Source organism: Paenibacillus sp. FSL A5-0031 (assembly GCF_001956295.1).
GTDB lineage: Bacteria > Bacillota > Bacilli > Paenibacillales > Paenibacillaceae > Pristimantibacillus.
In genome coordinates this window covers 395,759-410,668 of the sequence record NZ_MRTD01000002.1, presented here as the reverse complement: position 1 = coordinate 410,668, position 14,910 = coordinate 395,759, and the positions used below count along the sequence as shown (strand labels likewise).

The following is a 14,910-nucleotide window of genomic DNA, read 5'->3' as shown; positions in this document are numbered from 1 at the left end:
GCTAGGAGTGATCGTAGTCATGTCCAAACAACAGAAGTACACGGGAGATACAAGCATTACTACAGAGCTGCCGATAAATTTCCATACGCTGACGGGAGAGTTTGTGCCTGCTGTCTTGCGAAAAATTAATTTTCAAAGCTTCGAGGAGTCGCTTTCTTGTCAGATGATGATCGAGGTTAGCGGCCAAACTTATCAAGATATTATGGAGAACGAGTGGTTTAACTTGATCGCCAGCATGAGGACAGGAAGCAGCGCGGTTATGGATGAGAATCAACCTGTAGAAGTTCATGTCGCGCTAAGGCCAAGCTTGACGAAGCTGGCTGCTCAGCATGGATTCGATGCAGAAGCTATATTTGATAGTGTGCGCTCAAGTACGGAGCCAACGAGCAAGCTGCTGAGCTTAGATCATACCGAGAGCTGGCTTGCGCTGGAATTAAAGCAAAGCGTCGTTTTGCCTGAAGCATTGAAGGGTGAAGGCGTCTTAAAGATGGGATTCAGAACGGCGTGGGCTGCAGAAATGGATCAAGGAATTTCAGTAACAGAGGAGCCTTCTATTGCAAATGAGGCTTTGAATGAGCATATCACATCATTTCTAACGGAAAATGAACTGAAATATGAGGTTATAGACGATCAATTGTACAAGCTTATCTTTACTAGCAAAGGCGAAAGCTGGGTTGGTCTCATACGGATCGAGGAGGTTCAGGATTATTGTGCGGTTTATTCCGTCTATCCGGAGCTCGTCCCTGAGCATCAGCGCCAGGAGCTTGCCTTGTTGTTATTGAACGAGAACATGGGCCTGCTAAGTGGCAGCTTCGAGCTGGATGATGAGGATGGCGAGCTAAGATTCCGATCCTCCTATTATGCCGGAAAAACGTATGACTCTGAGGTATTCAGCAGAATACTCGGCAACCATCTTGAAGCGGTAGAGTCTTATTTTTCTGAAATTCGTGAAGTGCTTAAACGCTAATATCATCGATAACCAAAGGGCTGTTTGCAGGAAGGGTGTACCCTCCCCTGTGCAAACAGCCCTTTTTGTGTTTATTTTGTATGTTGATCACGGTACTGAGCGGGTGAAATACCGTATGTTTTTTTGAACAGGGTGAAGAAATAGGTTGTGTTGAGCACACCGACACTTTCGCTGATGACCGCAATGGAATCATTTGTTGTCGTAAGAAGCCGCGTAGCTTCCTCCAGCCGAATCTTCTTTAAATAATCATTAAATGACAGCTGCGTATGGCTGCGGAATAGCTTGCCGAGGTAGCCGGGAGATAACTGTACGGTCTCCGCTATCGTTTCAATGCCCAGATCAGACTCATGATAATGCTTCTGCAAATAAGCGCAAACCGATTCAATCAACGTATCTGTTTTGGTCGTTTGCTTCTTGTCCATCATGAGGCCGATAAGGGTACAGAAATGACGAAGCAGCGAATGAACCTCTTGAAGCGTTTCCTGCTTCTGCAATTGGTTAACTGTATCGTAATATTCTTTGGAGTATTCCTGCATAATGGGCAGCGCGCCGTCAAAATCACGCAAAAGGGCGTTCAAAAGTTGATTTGCGCTGGAGATAGCCTGATAGTAGCTCATCTCGCCCAGCTGCTTCATAAATTGATCAAGTGCTTGATTGACCTTGTCATTGTGGTTTAAACGAAGCTCCTCGCATAGCTTCTTCTCAGCTGCTGCAGGGTACACACTTGCTTGCTGCATGACCTTAACAACCATAGCTTCATGAATAATAGCCTGATGTCCGTAGAAGAAACGATACTTGGCGTATTCCTGCGCCGATTCGAAGGAACGATCAATTTCATATTTGTCATTAACCGTTTCGCCTAGGCTGAACGTAACCGTAAATTTGAAATAGTTATAGATGATTTCTTGAATTTCGCCAAGGGTTAATAAGATATGCTCGGGCACGGATGGCGAATCCAGAAACAATAAAATAGCGAGTGTCTGCTCATCGACGACGATCGTTTCGTTTTTCGCGTGTTTCTGAAGCAGCTCACTCGTAATATTACTGACAGAAAAGCGGAAAAGTCCCTGTTTTGTCTGATTGTTATGCTGCGCAAACTCCGCAAACCGATCAATTTGCGCGACGATAACGACATAATTCGAGCTGGTAAAATGCTCATTAATCGCAGATTGGATCATATGTGTCGCCGATAAGTCATGCAGCGTTCCATGCAATAAATGCTGAAGATAGGTTTTCTTTAGCACCGGCAAAGACTGCTTCTGCTCCAATTCAACCATATTTGCTTGATCGATGACGTTGGAGAAGGCCTCGGAGAGCAGGGCAAATTCATTTTGATTTTGCTCAGCGAGCGGTTTTTTGTTGCCCGTGACCTCATGCACTTTTTTAATAAGACGGCCAAGCGGATTATAGAGCTTATTTGTGGCAAAGAAAGCTGTTAAAGCACCAAGCGCAATAATGACGATAGCGATCAAGCCGGTAAAGGTTCGCAATACAGAAATATCCGAAATAAGCAATCGGTAAGGCTTAACGCTGACAAAATACCAATTCAGCTGGTTTGATTTCACAAAAGTGACCAGCTGTTTCGAGTCGTTTACTTTAGCCTTGAAATGTCCCGCATTCATGGACGAATTCAGAATTCGTTCGATATGGGGCATCGATGCGAAGCTTTGCATGAACTGGTTCGCATCGGTATGGGATAATACAAGCCCGTCTGCATTCATGACAAATACATCATCGTTAGCACTGCTAATCGCTTTGATCGTATTCAAAATATACTGCTCATCCACATGGATGGTGATAGCTCCTTTGTATGCAGAGGTAAGCGCATAGTTTGGACGCAAAATCGCAGTGAGCACATGTTCCGGCTTGCTTGTGCTTGGAGCGTTTGGCATACGCAGCTGGTTTGCGAACAACTCCATGTACTGTAAGTGATTGATATCCGTAATTCGCTCCTTCTCCAAATCATTTAACACATAGGTTGTCCCCGCCGTGTTCAAATACCGCTTCGTATGATCATTATAAATGCCAATGTATTTAATGAACGGATAAGTGGACTGGATATCCAGAAGAATATCCATCGCGTCACGATCTTGTACATAATCATGTTCTTTATTCATCAGTACGGTAATGATGCGATTATTGCTTAACAAATGGTTGCCTATCGTTTCAATTTGCTCATGAACGATGCTGGAGGTATAGCTTGTTTGCTGCAGCATGGAAATGACGTTTTTGCTGATCGTCTCTTCCGTTTTGGAAGCAAAGAAAAAGTACAAGGTGCTGCTGACAGCTAGAACAGCGAGAGCGACGAGTAGGATGTAATAAATCAACATCTTGCGGTAAACGGAATAATTAAATAATTGCTTCCATTTCATCGGGCCTGTCTCCTTACTCCGTTAATAAATGAATCGCTTACATTGTTTATTTAGAAAACTTTAAAATACATCCTTCTTTAATGCAATGTTCCTTCGCTATATTAGCAAAAATTGAAGGTTTAACTGATTTTTATAGTCCCCAAAAGCCTTGATTTTAAAGGGTTTATCAAGATTTTAACTATTCAGCGATACTTGCCGCGGCGCATACTGAAATCACCGAAAACAAACAAATCATCATGAAGGGAGATGCTGCTGTGAGCAAGCCTAAAGGTCAACGGCAAAAGCGATACACTTTTTTTACCGACATTAAGCGGAACAAGATTTCATATTTGCTCGTCTTGCCGGCGATGCTTTACACATTCGTATACGGTTATATGACGCTGCCTTATATGGTTATCGCTTTTCAAAAGTTCAATTATACAAAGGGCATCTTCGAGAGCGACTGGGTAGGATGGAAAAACTTCGAGTTTTTCTTCAACTCAACGGCGGCTGCGATGGTCACTTGGAACACGATTAAGCTGAACTTTTTATCTATTTTATTTGGGACGATTGTAGCGCTGGCATTCTCTATTCTATTGAATGAAATTCGCTCACGCGTATTTAAGCGAGTATCGCAATCGACGCTGTTGTTCCCGCATTTCTTATCGTGGATTATCGTCAGCTACATCGTCTACAGCTTGTTTGCAACCGAGCATGGCCTTATCAACAACATGCTGGAGACGTTTGGTTTTGATCCGCACAATTGGTATTCCGATCCTAAGCCATGGACATGGATTTTGGTCGGACTCAGCATCTGGAAAGAGACAGGCATGTCCGCCGTCATCTATTTAGCAGCGATTACAGCAATTGATGATTCCTTGTATGAGGCCGCAAAAATCGATGGAGCCAATCGTTGGCAGCAAATTAAATCCATTACGATTCCAATGTTGATGCCGACGGTATCTATTCTAACGCTGCTTGCGATCGGTAAAATCTTTTACTCCGATTTCGGAATGATCTACGCCATTATCGGCGACAATGGCATGCTTTATTCGACAACGGATGTTATCGATACGTATACGTTCCGAACGCTTCGTACATCGGGCAATCCTGCGATCGCAATGGCAATTGGATTGTATCAATCTGTCGTTGGATTTGTGCTTGTTCTATCTGCCAACTGGATTGTGAAGAAATTCAATAAAGATAGCGCGATGTTCTAAGGAAAGGAGGGAATGTGCTTGAAAAAAATAGATGTATTTCAAATCGTTAATACGCTTTTTGTATTGTTGTTCGCACTGCTTTGTACGCTTCCCATCCTGCTCGTTCTCATCGTGTCTTTCTCGGATGAGGAGTCTATCCTGAGAAAAGGCTACAGCTTTATACCGGATCACTTTTCATTAGAAGCCTATAAATCGGTATTCGGCAGTAATGATCAGCTGCTGCAAAGCTATGGGGTTTCCATCGGCGTCACGGTTATTGGTACTTTAGCGGCAGTCGTCATCACAGGAATGGCCGGTTATATGCTTGCCAATCGACAGGTTCGTTACCGCAATCCAATTGCGTTGTTTTTCTTCATCACGATGCTCTTTAACGCAGGCCTTGTGCCTTGGTACATGATGAATGACCTTTTAGGGTTCAAAAACAATCTGCTTGCCCTTATCGTACCGACTTTAATATTCAGTCCTTTTAATTTGTTTCTCGTACGCAATTTCATGCAGGAGCTGCCAGAAGCTCTACTAGAGAGCGCAAGAATCGACGGAGCAAGCGATGCTTATATCGCGTTTCGCATCGTATTTCCATTATCCTTGCCGGTACTGGCAACGATCGCTTTATTTTACGGATTAGGTTATTGGAACAATTGGTTCAACGCGATCATGCTGGTAGACAAAGAAAGCTTGTACCCTTTGCAATATTTATTGTATAAGCTGCAATCCGAGATCAATATGGTGAACCAGATGCAGGGCTTGGTTACTTCCAACATAACGATTCCGACCGAATCATTCAAAATGGCGGTAGCTATCATAACCATTGGTCCTATCGTACTGCTTTACCCGTTCCTGCAGCGTTTTATTATCAAGGGTCTTATCGTTGGAGCAGTCAAAGGATAGATATGTCGCCTTAGGGCCATATATAATTAAAGATTCAGAGAGGGGTTAATCAAGATGAACAACAGGAAGTTGCGCTTTATTCCGGCAAGCTTGGTTATTGTTATGATGCTCGTTCTTATGATGGCTTGCAGTAATGCGGGAGACAAAGCGGGTTCAAATGGCAATGCCAGTGGAAACGAAGGAGATAACTCTGAAGTATTGCCGCTGAAATACGTGATTCCGGGTACAGCCAAACCTCATACCGATGAGGTTGTCCAAAAAGTAAACGAAAAACTGAAGGCTGACGGTGTTAACGTTAAGCTGGAAATAAATTTTATCCCTTGGGATGCTTGGGATCAGAAAACCAACCTAATGCTGAGCACAGGTGACGAGTTTGACATGCTTCATGTTATGGAGAACAGCTCCGTGCCTACAGGCTCTTATGTTGGGCGAGGCGCGCTTCAGCCGCTCGATGAGCTCATTGACAAGTATGGTCCAGAGCTGAAAAAAATCATTCCTGACTACGCATGGGATGCCGCGAAGATCGATGGTAAAATCTATTCCGTCCCGGCTGTATGGCGTTATGAGACCTCAGGCAGCGGTGAGATGGGTACGCTTGGCTTCCGCCAAGACTTGCTCGATAAAGTAGGTATGCCTTTCCCAAAAACGTCGGACGAGCTTATCGCAACGGCTGAGAAGATGCAGCAGGCTTCCGGCAAGAAATTATATATTCAAACGGAAACGGATGTTACGCCAGTATTTTTACATCGTACGTACGATTCATGGCCATTTTTTGTAGATTACCGCGAACAAATCATTAAGGTCGATCAAGCGGGCAATATAAGCTCGTGGCTCGAGAGTGAAGAATTCAAAAAAGATGCAGAGTTTTTCCGCCAACTTTATGAGAAAAAGCTGATTAACCCTGATATTTTGACGTATAAGAAGGAAGAGCGCGACAAAGCCATGACACTGGGCGATTTTATTTACAGCACGAACGGTGCTTTGTACTCTTCGATCGCAATTGCAAGAAATAACCCAGAGGCAAAAGTAGGCGAGGGTTATTTGGCAGAAGAGAAACCGCTGCTTCAATACTTGGCATTCGGAAATACAAATGCAGTTCCAATTACATCGAAGCACCCAGAAGCAGCTATTATGTTCTTGAACTGGCTGTACAGCAATAAGGATAACCATAACCTGTTCCTATATGGGGAAGAAGGCACGCACTACAAAGCGGTAGGCGAGCGTACGGCAGAATTTATTCGTGACGCGAATGATGAATCGTATTATTTTGATTCGTGGATGATCGGCAACATTAACTATATGTTGTTTGATGTGAAAACGCCGGAAGATTATTTGAAAATGCAAACGACAGAGCCATCGAATCCAGTGGAATTCTCACCTGTTCTTGGTTTCCGCCTAAATACGGAGCCGATTGCTGTTGAATATGCGAATGTGCTTTCCGAAGTGAAATCGAAGATCATTCCAATTAAAATGGGCGTGGTATCCTACGATAAATACTTCCCGGCAGCTCTTCAAAGCTTAAAGGCTGCTGGTCTTGATAAGGTCGTCGCTGAATATCAGAAGCAATTTAAAGAATGGCAGGCATTGCAGAAGTAAGGTTAGCTGATGGATATAACAAAAAGAAGGAGGGCTGCTGCCCTCCTTCTTCTTGTTTGTGTATATTAGTAAGCTAGTGCGAACAAACCGTGAATATGCGACAGGTAACGAACGTTACTAGCTTCCTTCATAAGGGAAGCAGGCAAGCCCTTAAGCTGAGTCGCGTTGCCGCCGATTGTGCCTACGCCATCTTTACGGCCAAGGCTGCCCAGTGTTCCGGAGAATACAGGTACAAACTTATCCATAACGCCGCCTTTGATTTGAACCGCTAGGTTGTAGCCTACCGTTTCGCCCATTTGCCAAGCAAGCTGAGCTGTTGGAGGGTAAGGACGTTCGCTGCCTTCTGGGAATACAACTGCACAGTCGCCAGCAAGGAATACATCAGCGTGTGAAGTCGATTGAAGCGTTGGTGTAACAAGTGAACGGCCACGGTCTTCTGCAAGTCCGCTGCTGCCGACAACTGGATTACCTTTAACGCCGCCAGTCCAAATGATTGTGCTGGATTCAATCGTACGTCCGTCTTTAAGCGATACGGAGCTTTTTGTCGCTTCTGTAATCGCTACGCTAGTGATGAAGTTAACACCGCGTTTCTCAAGGCTTGTTACAGCGCGATCGATCAATACTTTCGGGAAGATTGGCAGAACGGCAGGGCCGGCTTCTACGCAATACAGCGAAATATCATTGAAGTCGATGCCTTTGCTGCGGCAAATCTCAGGAAGTCTGTCAGCGAATTCGCCAACAAGCTCAACGCCAGTCAAGCCGCCGCCGCCAACAACGATTGTTGCATCAGCTTTGTTGCCTGATTTTTTGTAAGCGTCAAGACGATCTTCAACATGCTTGCGGATTTTGTTAGCATCAGCAACGGATTTAAGAACAAGGCTGTTCTCTTCCAATCCTGGAATGCCGAAGTAGTTCGTTTCACTTCCAAGTGCTACAACAAGAGTGTCGTACTTTTGCACTTGTCCGCTTTCAAGAACCACTTGCTTCTCGTTAGGTTTAATTTCTTTAACCGAGTCAACGATGATGTTAACTTGTTTGTCGCCTAGAAGCTTGCTAAGTGGAAGAGCGACCGCTTGCTCAGCGATTGTGTCCCCAGCAAGTCTGTGCAGCTCAGTAATGATTTGGTGAGTTGGAAAACGGTTTACGATTGTGATGCTAGCTTCTGCTGCAGTCAAATGTTTGCGTGCTGTTAGAGCAGTAAGAAGACCGCCATAACCGCCACCAAGAATTAGTATTTGCTTCGACATGTTCATCCTCCGTTCGTTCTATACGTATTCGGTGTATTATACTTTATCGTTTTTGCGTTCAGACAAAACACTAAGGAAAGCTTGCGCGAAACGAAGCGTTTTTTGAACTTCCGGATCTTTAAGCATTTTCAACATAGCGAATAGGCCAACAGAAGAGTTAGCCGCTTCTTGTGAGCGCTCGCCAGCTTCAATAGCTGCTGTTGCGATACCTTTTGCTTTCTCTTGAACCGGTTTAACGAATTCACCGATACCTTGAGCGAAATCGTTGATCAACACTTTGTCTGTAGCGATGTTTTGTGCAAAATCATAAGCTTTGGTCATTAGAGTAACCATTTCAGCTAATTTAGGCAGGCTGTCCACGAGTACAGTTAGAGACTCTTGAACCTCCGGCTTCATCAATTGATCAAGTACATCCAACGTTTGTTTTTCTTCGACGAGGCTAGCTGCAACCTCTTGTCCAGCAGATGGTTGTGACATAATAGAATGTCCTCCTTTACGTAAATTTGAAAGTAAGTTGTAGTCTCAATTGTGTCAGCCGCTAAAGTTAAAGATGCATCCTGAAAGATTGTTACACTTTTCACATAGTTATTCGAAAAATGTTTATGCGGACGTAACAGTCTTATTTCTGCGTGAGGCAGAAGGATGTGAATGCGCGTATGACGTAATCGGATTAAACCCTTTGTTTCTATTCTACATCGTTTTCACCAAAAGTTAAAAAGAAATTTATTGCTTTCGGTAAAAAGATTTGGAATATTCCTGACATTCAGGCATATAGCTGCTTTTCGTTGATTAATCATCCAATTTATGGATATTAAATGGAATGATGTACCGTGATTTTAAACGCTTTATCGTTCAACAAGCGTAAATGAAGCGCAATTCAGTTATGATAATAAAAAACAATGATTAAAAACATACCTAAACATACCTAAAGGAGTTCTAATATGCAGCCCTATACGCAAAGAGTTGTATCCATCATTAAGGCGATTCCGGAAGGCACCGTAATGACGTATGGTCAAGTCGCAGAACTGGCTGGCAATCGCAGGGGAGCAAGGCAGGTTGTCCGAGTTCTGCATTCGATGAGCGGCATTTATAATCTTCCCTGGCACAGAGTTGTTAATGCAAAAGGGGAGATATCGATTCAAGAGGAGGAAGCTCGTTACATGCAGATCTTTTATTTAAAAGAGGAAGGTGTTTCAGCGAGCGAGGACGGGCGAATTGATTTGGAAAAATACCGCTACAATCCGGAAAGAGAAGAAGAAAGATGACCTTACCTGGATAAAAATTATGTTTCTTCGCGGTTAAGCGGCTGCGATTAACTTTTTCTAATGAGGCCCCATTTGAAACCCCGTATCCGAACCTTTATTATGGTATAGACCATTCGGAAGGGAGAGAAAGAACATGACAACAGAAATTACACCGGGAAACGTTAGAAACTTCACTGTTTCCACCGAAATTTTTTATAACCAAAGCTTGGATATTTATTCGCAAATGATTTATATTGTACTCAGCTCAAGCACGGCGGATTCCGCATCGCTCACCTTAGACGAGGTTGCAAAAAAAGGCCGTATGACGACAAAACTTGCAATAAAAGCGATGCAAGCCTTAGTTGACGAGCAGCTAATCCCACATAAATTGTTCCGTAAAATGATCGGTGAATTCCAGGATGATCGCTTATCTTGGGCAGCCAAAGGGCTGCTCACGTATTGCAAGGAGCATAAAAACATTACATTGCCTGAGCTCTTAGCACTATCAGATCAATCTGGCGAGGATGAGACCAGCATTCGGAAGGCATTAATGGAGCTGGAGAGAAACGGTTATTTAGAGGAATTTACGGAATTGAACAAATTGATGCACGGATAATCGAATGAGTATGCAAAAAAAGCCTTCAACGTCCTCAGCAAACGGAAGCAGCGTTGTTGGGCAAATATAAGCGAAGTAGAAGTAAATGTAATATTTCTTTCTATTTTGAAAGAAGCAGGACCTCCACAGCGCTGTTGCGCTGTATAGGTCCTGCTTCTTTTTTGTTTCTTGGCGGTCAATTGTACAGCACTATTCTTTCGTTAATTTCTCTAGGATAGCGTCGCCTTTTGTTCCAACCATTACATACGCGAAGCGGGCATTTTGCTCCGTTTCCAGCCCAGTGCCTTCGGGTACAAAATAAGATTCTATGCCGTACTGGATGTTTCTCCAGCCGCTAGTGGAACCGTTAATAATGATTTCCTTGTCAGCTAAAGGCTCACCTTTTTTATATAAACGATCCAAGTTGTATACGCCGCCGGCTCCTTGTTGAAGCACGACCTTAATTCGGCTGTTGCTTGGACGTCTTTCCAGTTCCTGAGCGATGTGATCTGGCGGTGCCGAAATATTGTATTGGAGCGCTACATAATCGCCTTGCAAAATGGACCGTGGATCAAGCGGCACGATGGCCAGCTTAATCGGAGTGCCGCTCGAGAGCAATATTTCGCTTACTGCGGCATGGTAACCGACATAACCGAGCTGCAGCACTACAACGATTGCAATGAGAGCGGGGCTTCTGCGCAGCAATCGGCTGAATGAGTCTGCTTGTTCAGACACTGCTGCACGTGTTCTATAGGCGTAAATATATGTCGCTGCTATGATAATCACGCCAAGCAGAGCGAGTGTAATCGACTTGTGCAATAACGTCCAGAACAAGTCGTAATATTTGAACGCAAGGAAGATGAACCAGAATACGAAGCTTATGGCTGCTTCAAGGGCTTGGCTGCGCCTAACAAATAGAAAGGCTGCGATCGTAACTACAATGAAATTCAATATATTAAATAGCTCATATGAGTAAGGGAAAATGTTATCCATAAAGGTTAGCCAAAATAGAAGCAGCAAAGTAAAGAACCAACCGCATTCTCTAACATGAATCTTGAAGGCGCCTTCTCTGAGCAGATGGTGACTTGCGTAAATGACTGCGTTAAGCGACGTTACGATGAACACGATGAAGGAAGCCGCATTATGAACAGATCCAAATAACTGAAACAGAAGAATAGCGATATTGATATTCAGTAAGGTGTAGATAAAGAAATGCGGTACCCTTCCTTGCCATTTGAACCATCCGACAAGCAGTACCGCTATGAAAAAAATAGACAAGGCTGAAGTATCAATCCAAGCGGTAGAGATAAGTCCAGCTATATATCCAATCGTAAGCACGGTGTAGCGTACAGCCGTATTTAAGCGCGTCAGCAGCAGTGTTGGAATAATAAACAGCATTGACAGGACAAATAAAATGTTTTCGGGCGGGATTTCACCAGCAGCTAATAGTACTAAGCCTACTAAGGAGATACTGCCAATCAAAACACCGATTACGGTAACGATTGTGAATGCGATTTTGCCAACAAGAGTGCTCTTATGTTCTTCTGACGGATGGGAAGCTTGGTCAGCTCGTTCATTGGAGCTTGACTGATGCTTGCCGAGCTTGTTTAAGTAACGGAAGAAAAAGACGTTGGCTGTGAGTAATAAAGCGACAAAGAGGAGTCCGAATATAAAAAATAAGGTGGAATAATGCTCGGACATCAGCTCGAAATATTTAAATACAGCGAAAGCGGAAGCAGCCAGCGCGTTAAGGGTAAGCATCATTTTGTCCTGACGCACTTGGGCGAAATAATAGAATCCGAACGCGATTGCCGCAGCGCTTGCGACGTTCATCCATGCGCCATAATGTTCGTATAGATCGGAACTTGTCAAGACGAGCAATGAAATATGAAAGGCAATAAAGCTAATATATTTAAGCGGCGCTGATGTGAGACGTTTGGCTTCTATTAATGCGAATAGAATAAGATTGATAAGCGCAAATAACCAGCCAATCAGCAAAATTTCTTGGTCGCTATGGACGATAGAATACGCGCTTGGGAAAAAGTATTGCCACAGGGTTAGATGAACGAGTATATAGGCAAGGATATAAAAAGGATTAAAGCGGGTAATGAACGCAAGCAGCAGAGCAGGAATGGACCAAACGAGAAACAGCTCATAGGTGTCCGCATGTGAATTATATATTTGATTTAGAAGGGCAACCGCCACGCCAAACGCGACACAGCCGCCGACTAGAAAAGTAACAGACAAAAAATAGTGATGCCCAAGCATTATTTTCATTTTGGAAAAAACGAAAGCTGCGCCATAGAATAACACCATGATGCCGGCAGACGCGAGAATTTTATCGGCGCGGACCAGGCCGCCCCAGTTCGCAGCGAAGAAATAGATGATGGAAGCAAGCAGAAGTGAAACGCCCATTAGAAATCCAACACGTGCAACATTTAATCGAAGCATAGCACTCACAAGCCTTTCTAGTTGATCTGGCTTTTATTATAATGACCCAATCTAAAGTGAACTAGTACTCACTTTTTGTAGTACTGCCTAGCTTAGAGCGAAGCAAGCTCTTATACGATATAACCCGATTTAGCGGTTGATCTAACAAATAAATTTTGAAAGCTGGGCTGTACAAAGGTTTATGAATCAAATGGGCCGTTATTATGCTATTCTTATGGTTACGAAAGATTTAACTACTAAAGTGCGGAAGAGGTCTATAGATGAGTGAAATAAAGTTTGCGGATTATGCGTTAAGTCAAGAAATCGTTCGAGCGTTGGAGAGCTTGTCCTACGAAACGCCAACGGAGGTGCAGCGCGAGGTTATTCCGGTTGCGCTTGAGCAAAAGGATTTGGTCGTTAAATCACAAACGGGCAGCGGCAAGACGGCAGCCTACGGCATTCCATTATGCGAGCTGGTTGATTGGAACGAAAACAAGCCTCAGGTGCTTGTGCTGACACCAACGAGGGAGCTGGCACTGCAAGTCAACGAGGACATTACAAATATCGGCCGTTTCAAGCGGATCAAATCGATGGCTGTCTACGGTAAAGCGCCTTTCCATATCCAAAGAGCGGAGCTTAAGCAAAGAACGCATATGGTCGTAGGGACGCCTGGACGCGTACATGATCATATTGAGCGTGGAACACTCCCCATCGAACGAATCAAATATCTAGTCATCGACGAAGCGGACGAAATGCTGAACATGGGCTTTATCGAGCAGGTACAAGCTATTATACAGCAGCTTCCTACGGATCGAGTGACGATGCTGTTCTCTGCAACGTTCCCTGAGGATGTAGCTAAGCTAGCGCATAGATATATGAACACTCCTGTACAAGTAGAGATCAAGGCAGAGGGGCTTACGACTGCTACGATTGAGCACTCGGTTATTGAGGTGAAGGAAGCAGATAAGTTTAAGCTGCTCCAAGACGTGATGATCGTCGAAAATCCGGACAGCTGTATTATTTTTTGCCGGACACAGGAGAATGTAGATCAAGTGTTCAGACAAATGGCGGAGCTCGAATATCCGTGCGACCGCATCCATGGCGGCATGGAGCAGGATGAGCGTTTTGAAGTAATGAATGCGTTCCGCAGAGGGCAATTCCGTTATTTGGTTGCAACAGATGTAGCAGCGCGAGGCATTGATATTACGAATATTACGCATGTCATCAACTTCGATATTCCGCTGGAGAAGGAAAGTTATGTTCATCGTACGGGCAGAACGGGACGTGCTGGCAAAACGGGTAAAGCGATCACCTTCGCAGCATCTAAGGATGCAAGGCGCCTAGCTGAAATAGAAGGCTACATCGGATTTAGCATTAACAAAGCGAAGGCGCCATCAGAAGAAGCGGTTGACCTTCGCAGAGAAGATTTTGAACAGAAGCTCAATATCGGTCCCGTTCTCAAAAAAGACAAGCGCGAGCAGCTGAACAAACAGATTATGAAGCTTAACTTTAACGGCGGCAAGAAAAAGAAGCTTAGAGCGGTCGATTTTGTTGGAACCATTGCCAAAATAGAAGGCGTGTCCGCGGAAGATATCGGTATTATTACGATTTTGGATAATGTTACCGATGTTGAAATTTTGAATGGCAAAGGCTCGCTAGTGCTGGAGGTTATGCGAAATACGACAGTGAAGGGCAAGCAGCTGAAGGTTCGCAGAGGGAATAAGTCTTAACTAACAGAGCGGATTCACACTAGGGAAATAAAGCGGAATCCTCCATGAAACAAGATAGGGGGATCATCGTGGAAAGCTTCATCTATCAGAATGTATTGCTGGTCGTGGCAGCTATCGTGCTGATTGCCTTGCTGTCCGTCGTATATGCAAGCTGGCGGAACGGCATATCGCCTATGCCTTCCTCAGCGCCGGTGCGACGCGTTGTAGTTGATGAGATCAGACGGCTGCAAAGCCGCGGCGTTATGGTGGAAGCGGGCTCTGGCTGGGGTACGCTTGCGCTTCAAGTGGGGAGAGCCAGCAGAAACTTACGAATCATCGGAATCGAAAATTCAGTTATCCCCATGTGGATATCTTTTATGGCCGCAAAACTCGAAAATCGAACAAATGTGTCGTTCAAAAGAGGCGACTTGTACACATATTCGTACCGGGATGTGGATATGGTTGTGTGTTACTTGTATCCAGGGGCGATGCGGCGTTTAAGCCCGATTTTTCACGATCAATTAAAGCCGGGCTCGCATGTTATCAGCGTATGCTTTGCGCTGCCAGACTGGGAGCCTGAGCGAACTCTTATTTGCCGCGATATGTATCGGACCAAGGTTTATGTATACAAGGTAAAGTAGACCTCATAGAAGGAGGAGCAAT

The 14,910-nt window shown here is 44.3% G+C and carries 12 protein-coding genes; 8 read left to right on the top strand and 4 right to left on the bottom strand.

The window, feature by feature from the left end; genetic code table 11:
* The first annotated feature begins 19 nt into the window (after nucleotides 1-19).
* Complete coding sequence (locus tag BK120_RS05310) at nucleotides 20-967, top strand: YbjN domain-containing protein (protein WP_076266436.1); 948 nt, start codon at nucleotides 20-22, stop codon at nucleotides 965-967.
* Between the two features lie 71 nt (nucleotides 968-1,038).
* Here the strand turns inward: BK120_RS05310 and BK120_RS05305 are convergent, their stop codons facing one another.
* The gene (locus BK120_RS05305; protein ID WP_076266435.1) at nucleotides 1,039-3,339 is read right to left on the bottom strand and encodes a helix-turn-helix domain-containing protein; all 2,301 of its coding nucleotides are present in this window, start codon (nucleotides 3,337-3,339) and stop codon (nucleotides 1,039-1,041) included.
* Nucleotides 3,340-3,593: 254 nt separating this feature from the next.
* Here BK120_RS05305 and BK120_RS05300 point away from each other — a divergent pair, with 254 nt between their 5' ends.
* From BK120_RS05300 to BK120_RS05290, 3 genes are read left to right on the top strand one after another with little or no spacing between them, the layout of a single operon-like run.
* Nucleotides 3,594-4,538: an ABC transporter permease gene (locus BK120_RS05300; protein WP_256710803.1), complete on the top strand. Its 945-nt coding sequence runs from the start codon at nucleotides 3,594-3,596 to the stop codon at nucleotides 4,536-4,538.
* Between the two features lie 18 nt (nucleotides 4,539-4,556).
* Nucleotides 4,557-5,426, top strand: a complete 870-nt coding sequence (locus tag BK120_RS05295) for a carbohydrate ABC transporter permease (protein WP_256710802.1) — start codon at nucleotides 4,557-4,559, stop codon at nucleotides 5,424-5,426.
* Between the two features lie 54 nt (nucleotides 5,427-5,480).
* Nucleotides 5,481-7,022, top strand: coding sequence for an extracellular solute-binding protein (locus BK120_RS05290; RefSeq protein ID WP_083681636.1), 1,542 nt, complete (start codon nucleotides 5,481-5,483; stop codon nucleotides 7,020-7,022).
* A gap of 65 nt (nucleotides 7,023-7,087) precedes the next feature.
* On the opposite strand, the gene BK120_RS05285 is transcribed toward BK120_RS05290, so the two are convergent.
* Complete coding sequence (locus BK120_RS05285; RefSeq protein ID WP_076266432.1) at nucleotides 7,088-8,269, bottom strand: NAD(P)/FAD-dependent oxidoreductase; 1,182 nt, start codon at nucleotides 8,267-8,269, stop codon at nucleotides 7,088-7,090.
* A 36-nt stretch (nucleotides 8,270-8,305) separates the two neighbouring features.
* On the bottom strand, nucleotides 8,306-8,746 hold the full coding sequence (locus BK120_RS05280; protein ID WP_054025638.1) for a DUF1641 domain-containing protein: 441 nt from the start codon (nucleotides 8,744-8,746) through the stop codon (nucleotides 8,306-8,308).
* A gap of 464 nt (nucleotides 8,747-9,210) precedes the next feature.
* Between BK120_RS05280 and BK120_RS05275 the strand changes: the two genes are divergently transcribed.
* Both BK120_RS05275 and BK120_RS05270 read left to right on the top strand, forming a co-directional pair.
* Nucleotides 9,211-9,534 (top strand): MGMT family protein, encoded by a 324-nt coding sequence (locus BK120_RS05275; protein WP_076266431.1) that lies wholly within the window; start codon nucleotides 9,211-9,213, stop codon nucleotides 9,532-9,534.
* 133 nt (nucleotides 9,535-9,667) lie between these two features.
* On the top strand, nucleotides 9,668-10,129 hold the full coding sequence (locus BK120_RS05270) for a hypothetical protein (protein WP_076266430.1): 462 nt from the start codon (nucleotides 9,668-9,670) through the stop codon (nucleotides 10,127-10,129).
* Nucleotides 10,130-10,318: 189 nt separating this feature from the next.
* On the opposite strand, the gene BK120_RS05265 is transcribed toward BK120_RS05270, so the two are convergent.
* Nucleotides 10,319-12,559: a GDYXXLXY domain-containing protein gene (locus tag BK120_RS05265; protein WP_179089747.1), complete on the bottom strand. Its 2,241-nt coding sequence runs from the start codon at nucleotides 12,557-12,559 to the stop codon at nucleotides 10,319-10,321.
* 260 nt (nucleotides 12,560-12,819) lie between these two features.
* Between BK120_RS05265 and BK120_RS05260 the strand changes: the two genes are divergently transcribed.
* Both BK120_RS05260 and BK120_RS05255 read left to right on the top strand, forming a co-directional pair.
* Nucleotides 12,820-14,268, top strand: a complete 1,449-nt coding sequence (locus BK120_RS05260; protein ID WP_076266428.1) for a DEAD/DEAH box helicase — start codon at nucleotides 12,820-12,822, stop codon at nucleotides 14,266-14,268.
* A 44-nt stretch (nucleotides 14,269-14,312) separates the two neighbouring features.
* Nucleotides 14,313-14,888 (top strand): class I SAM-dependent methyltransferase, encoded by a 576-nt coding sequence (locus BK120_RS05255; protein WP_076266427.1) that lies wholly within the window; start codon nucleotides 14,313-14,315, stop codon nucleotides 14,886-14,888.
* Nucleotides 14,889-14,910: the final 22 nt, after the last annotated feature.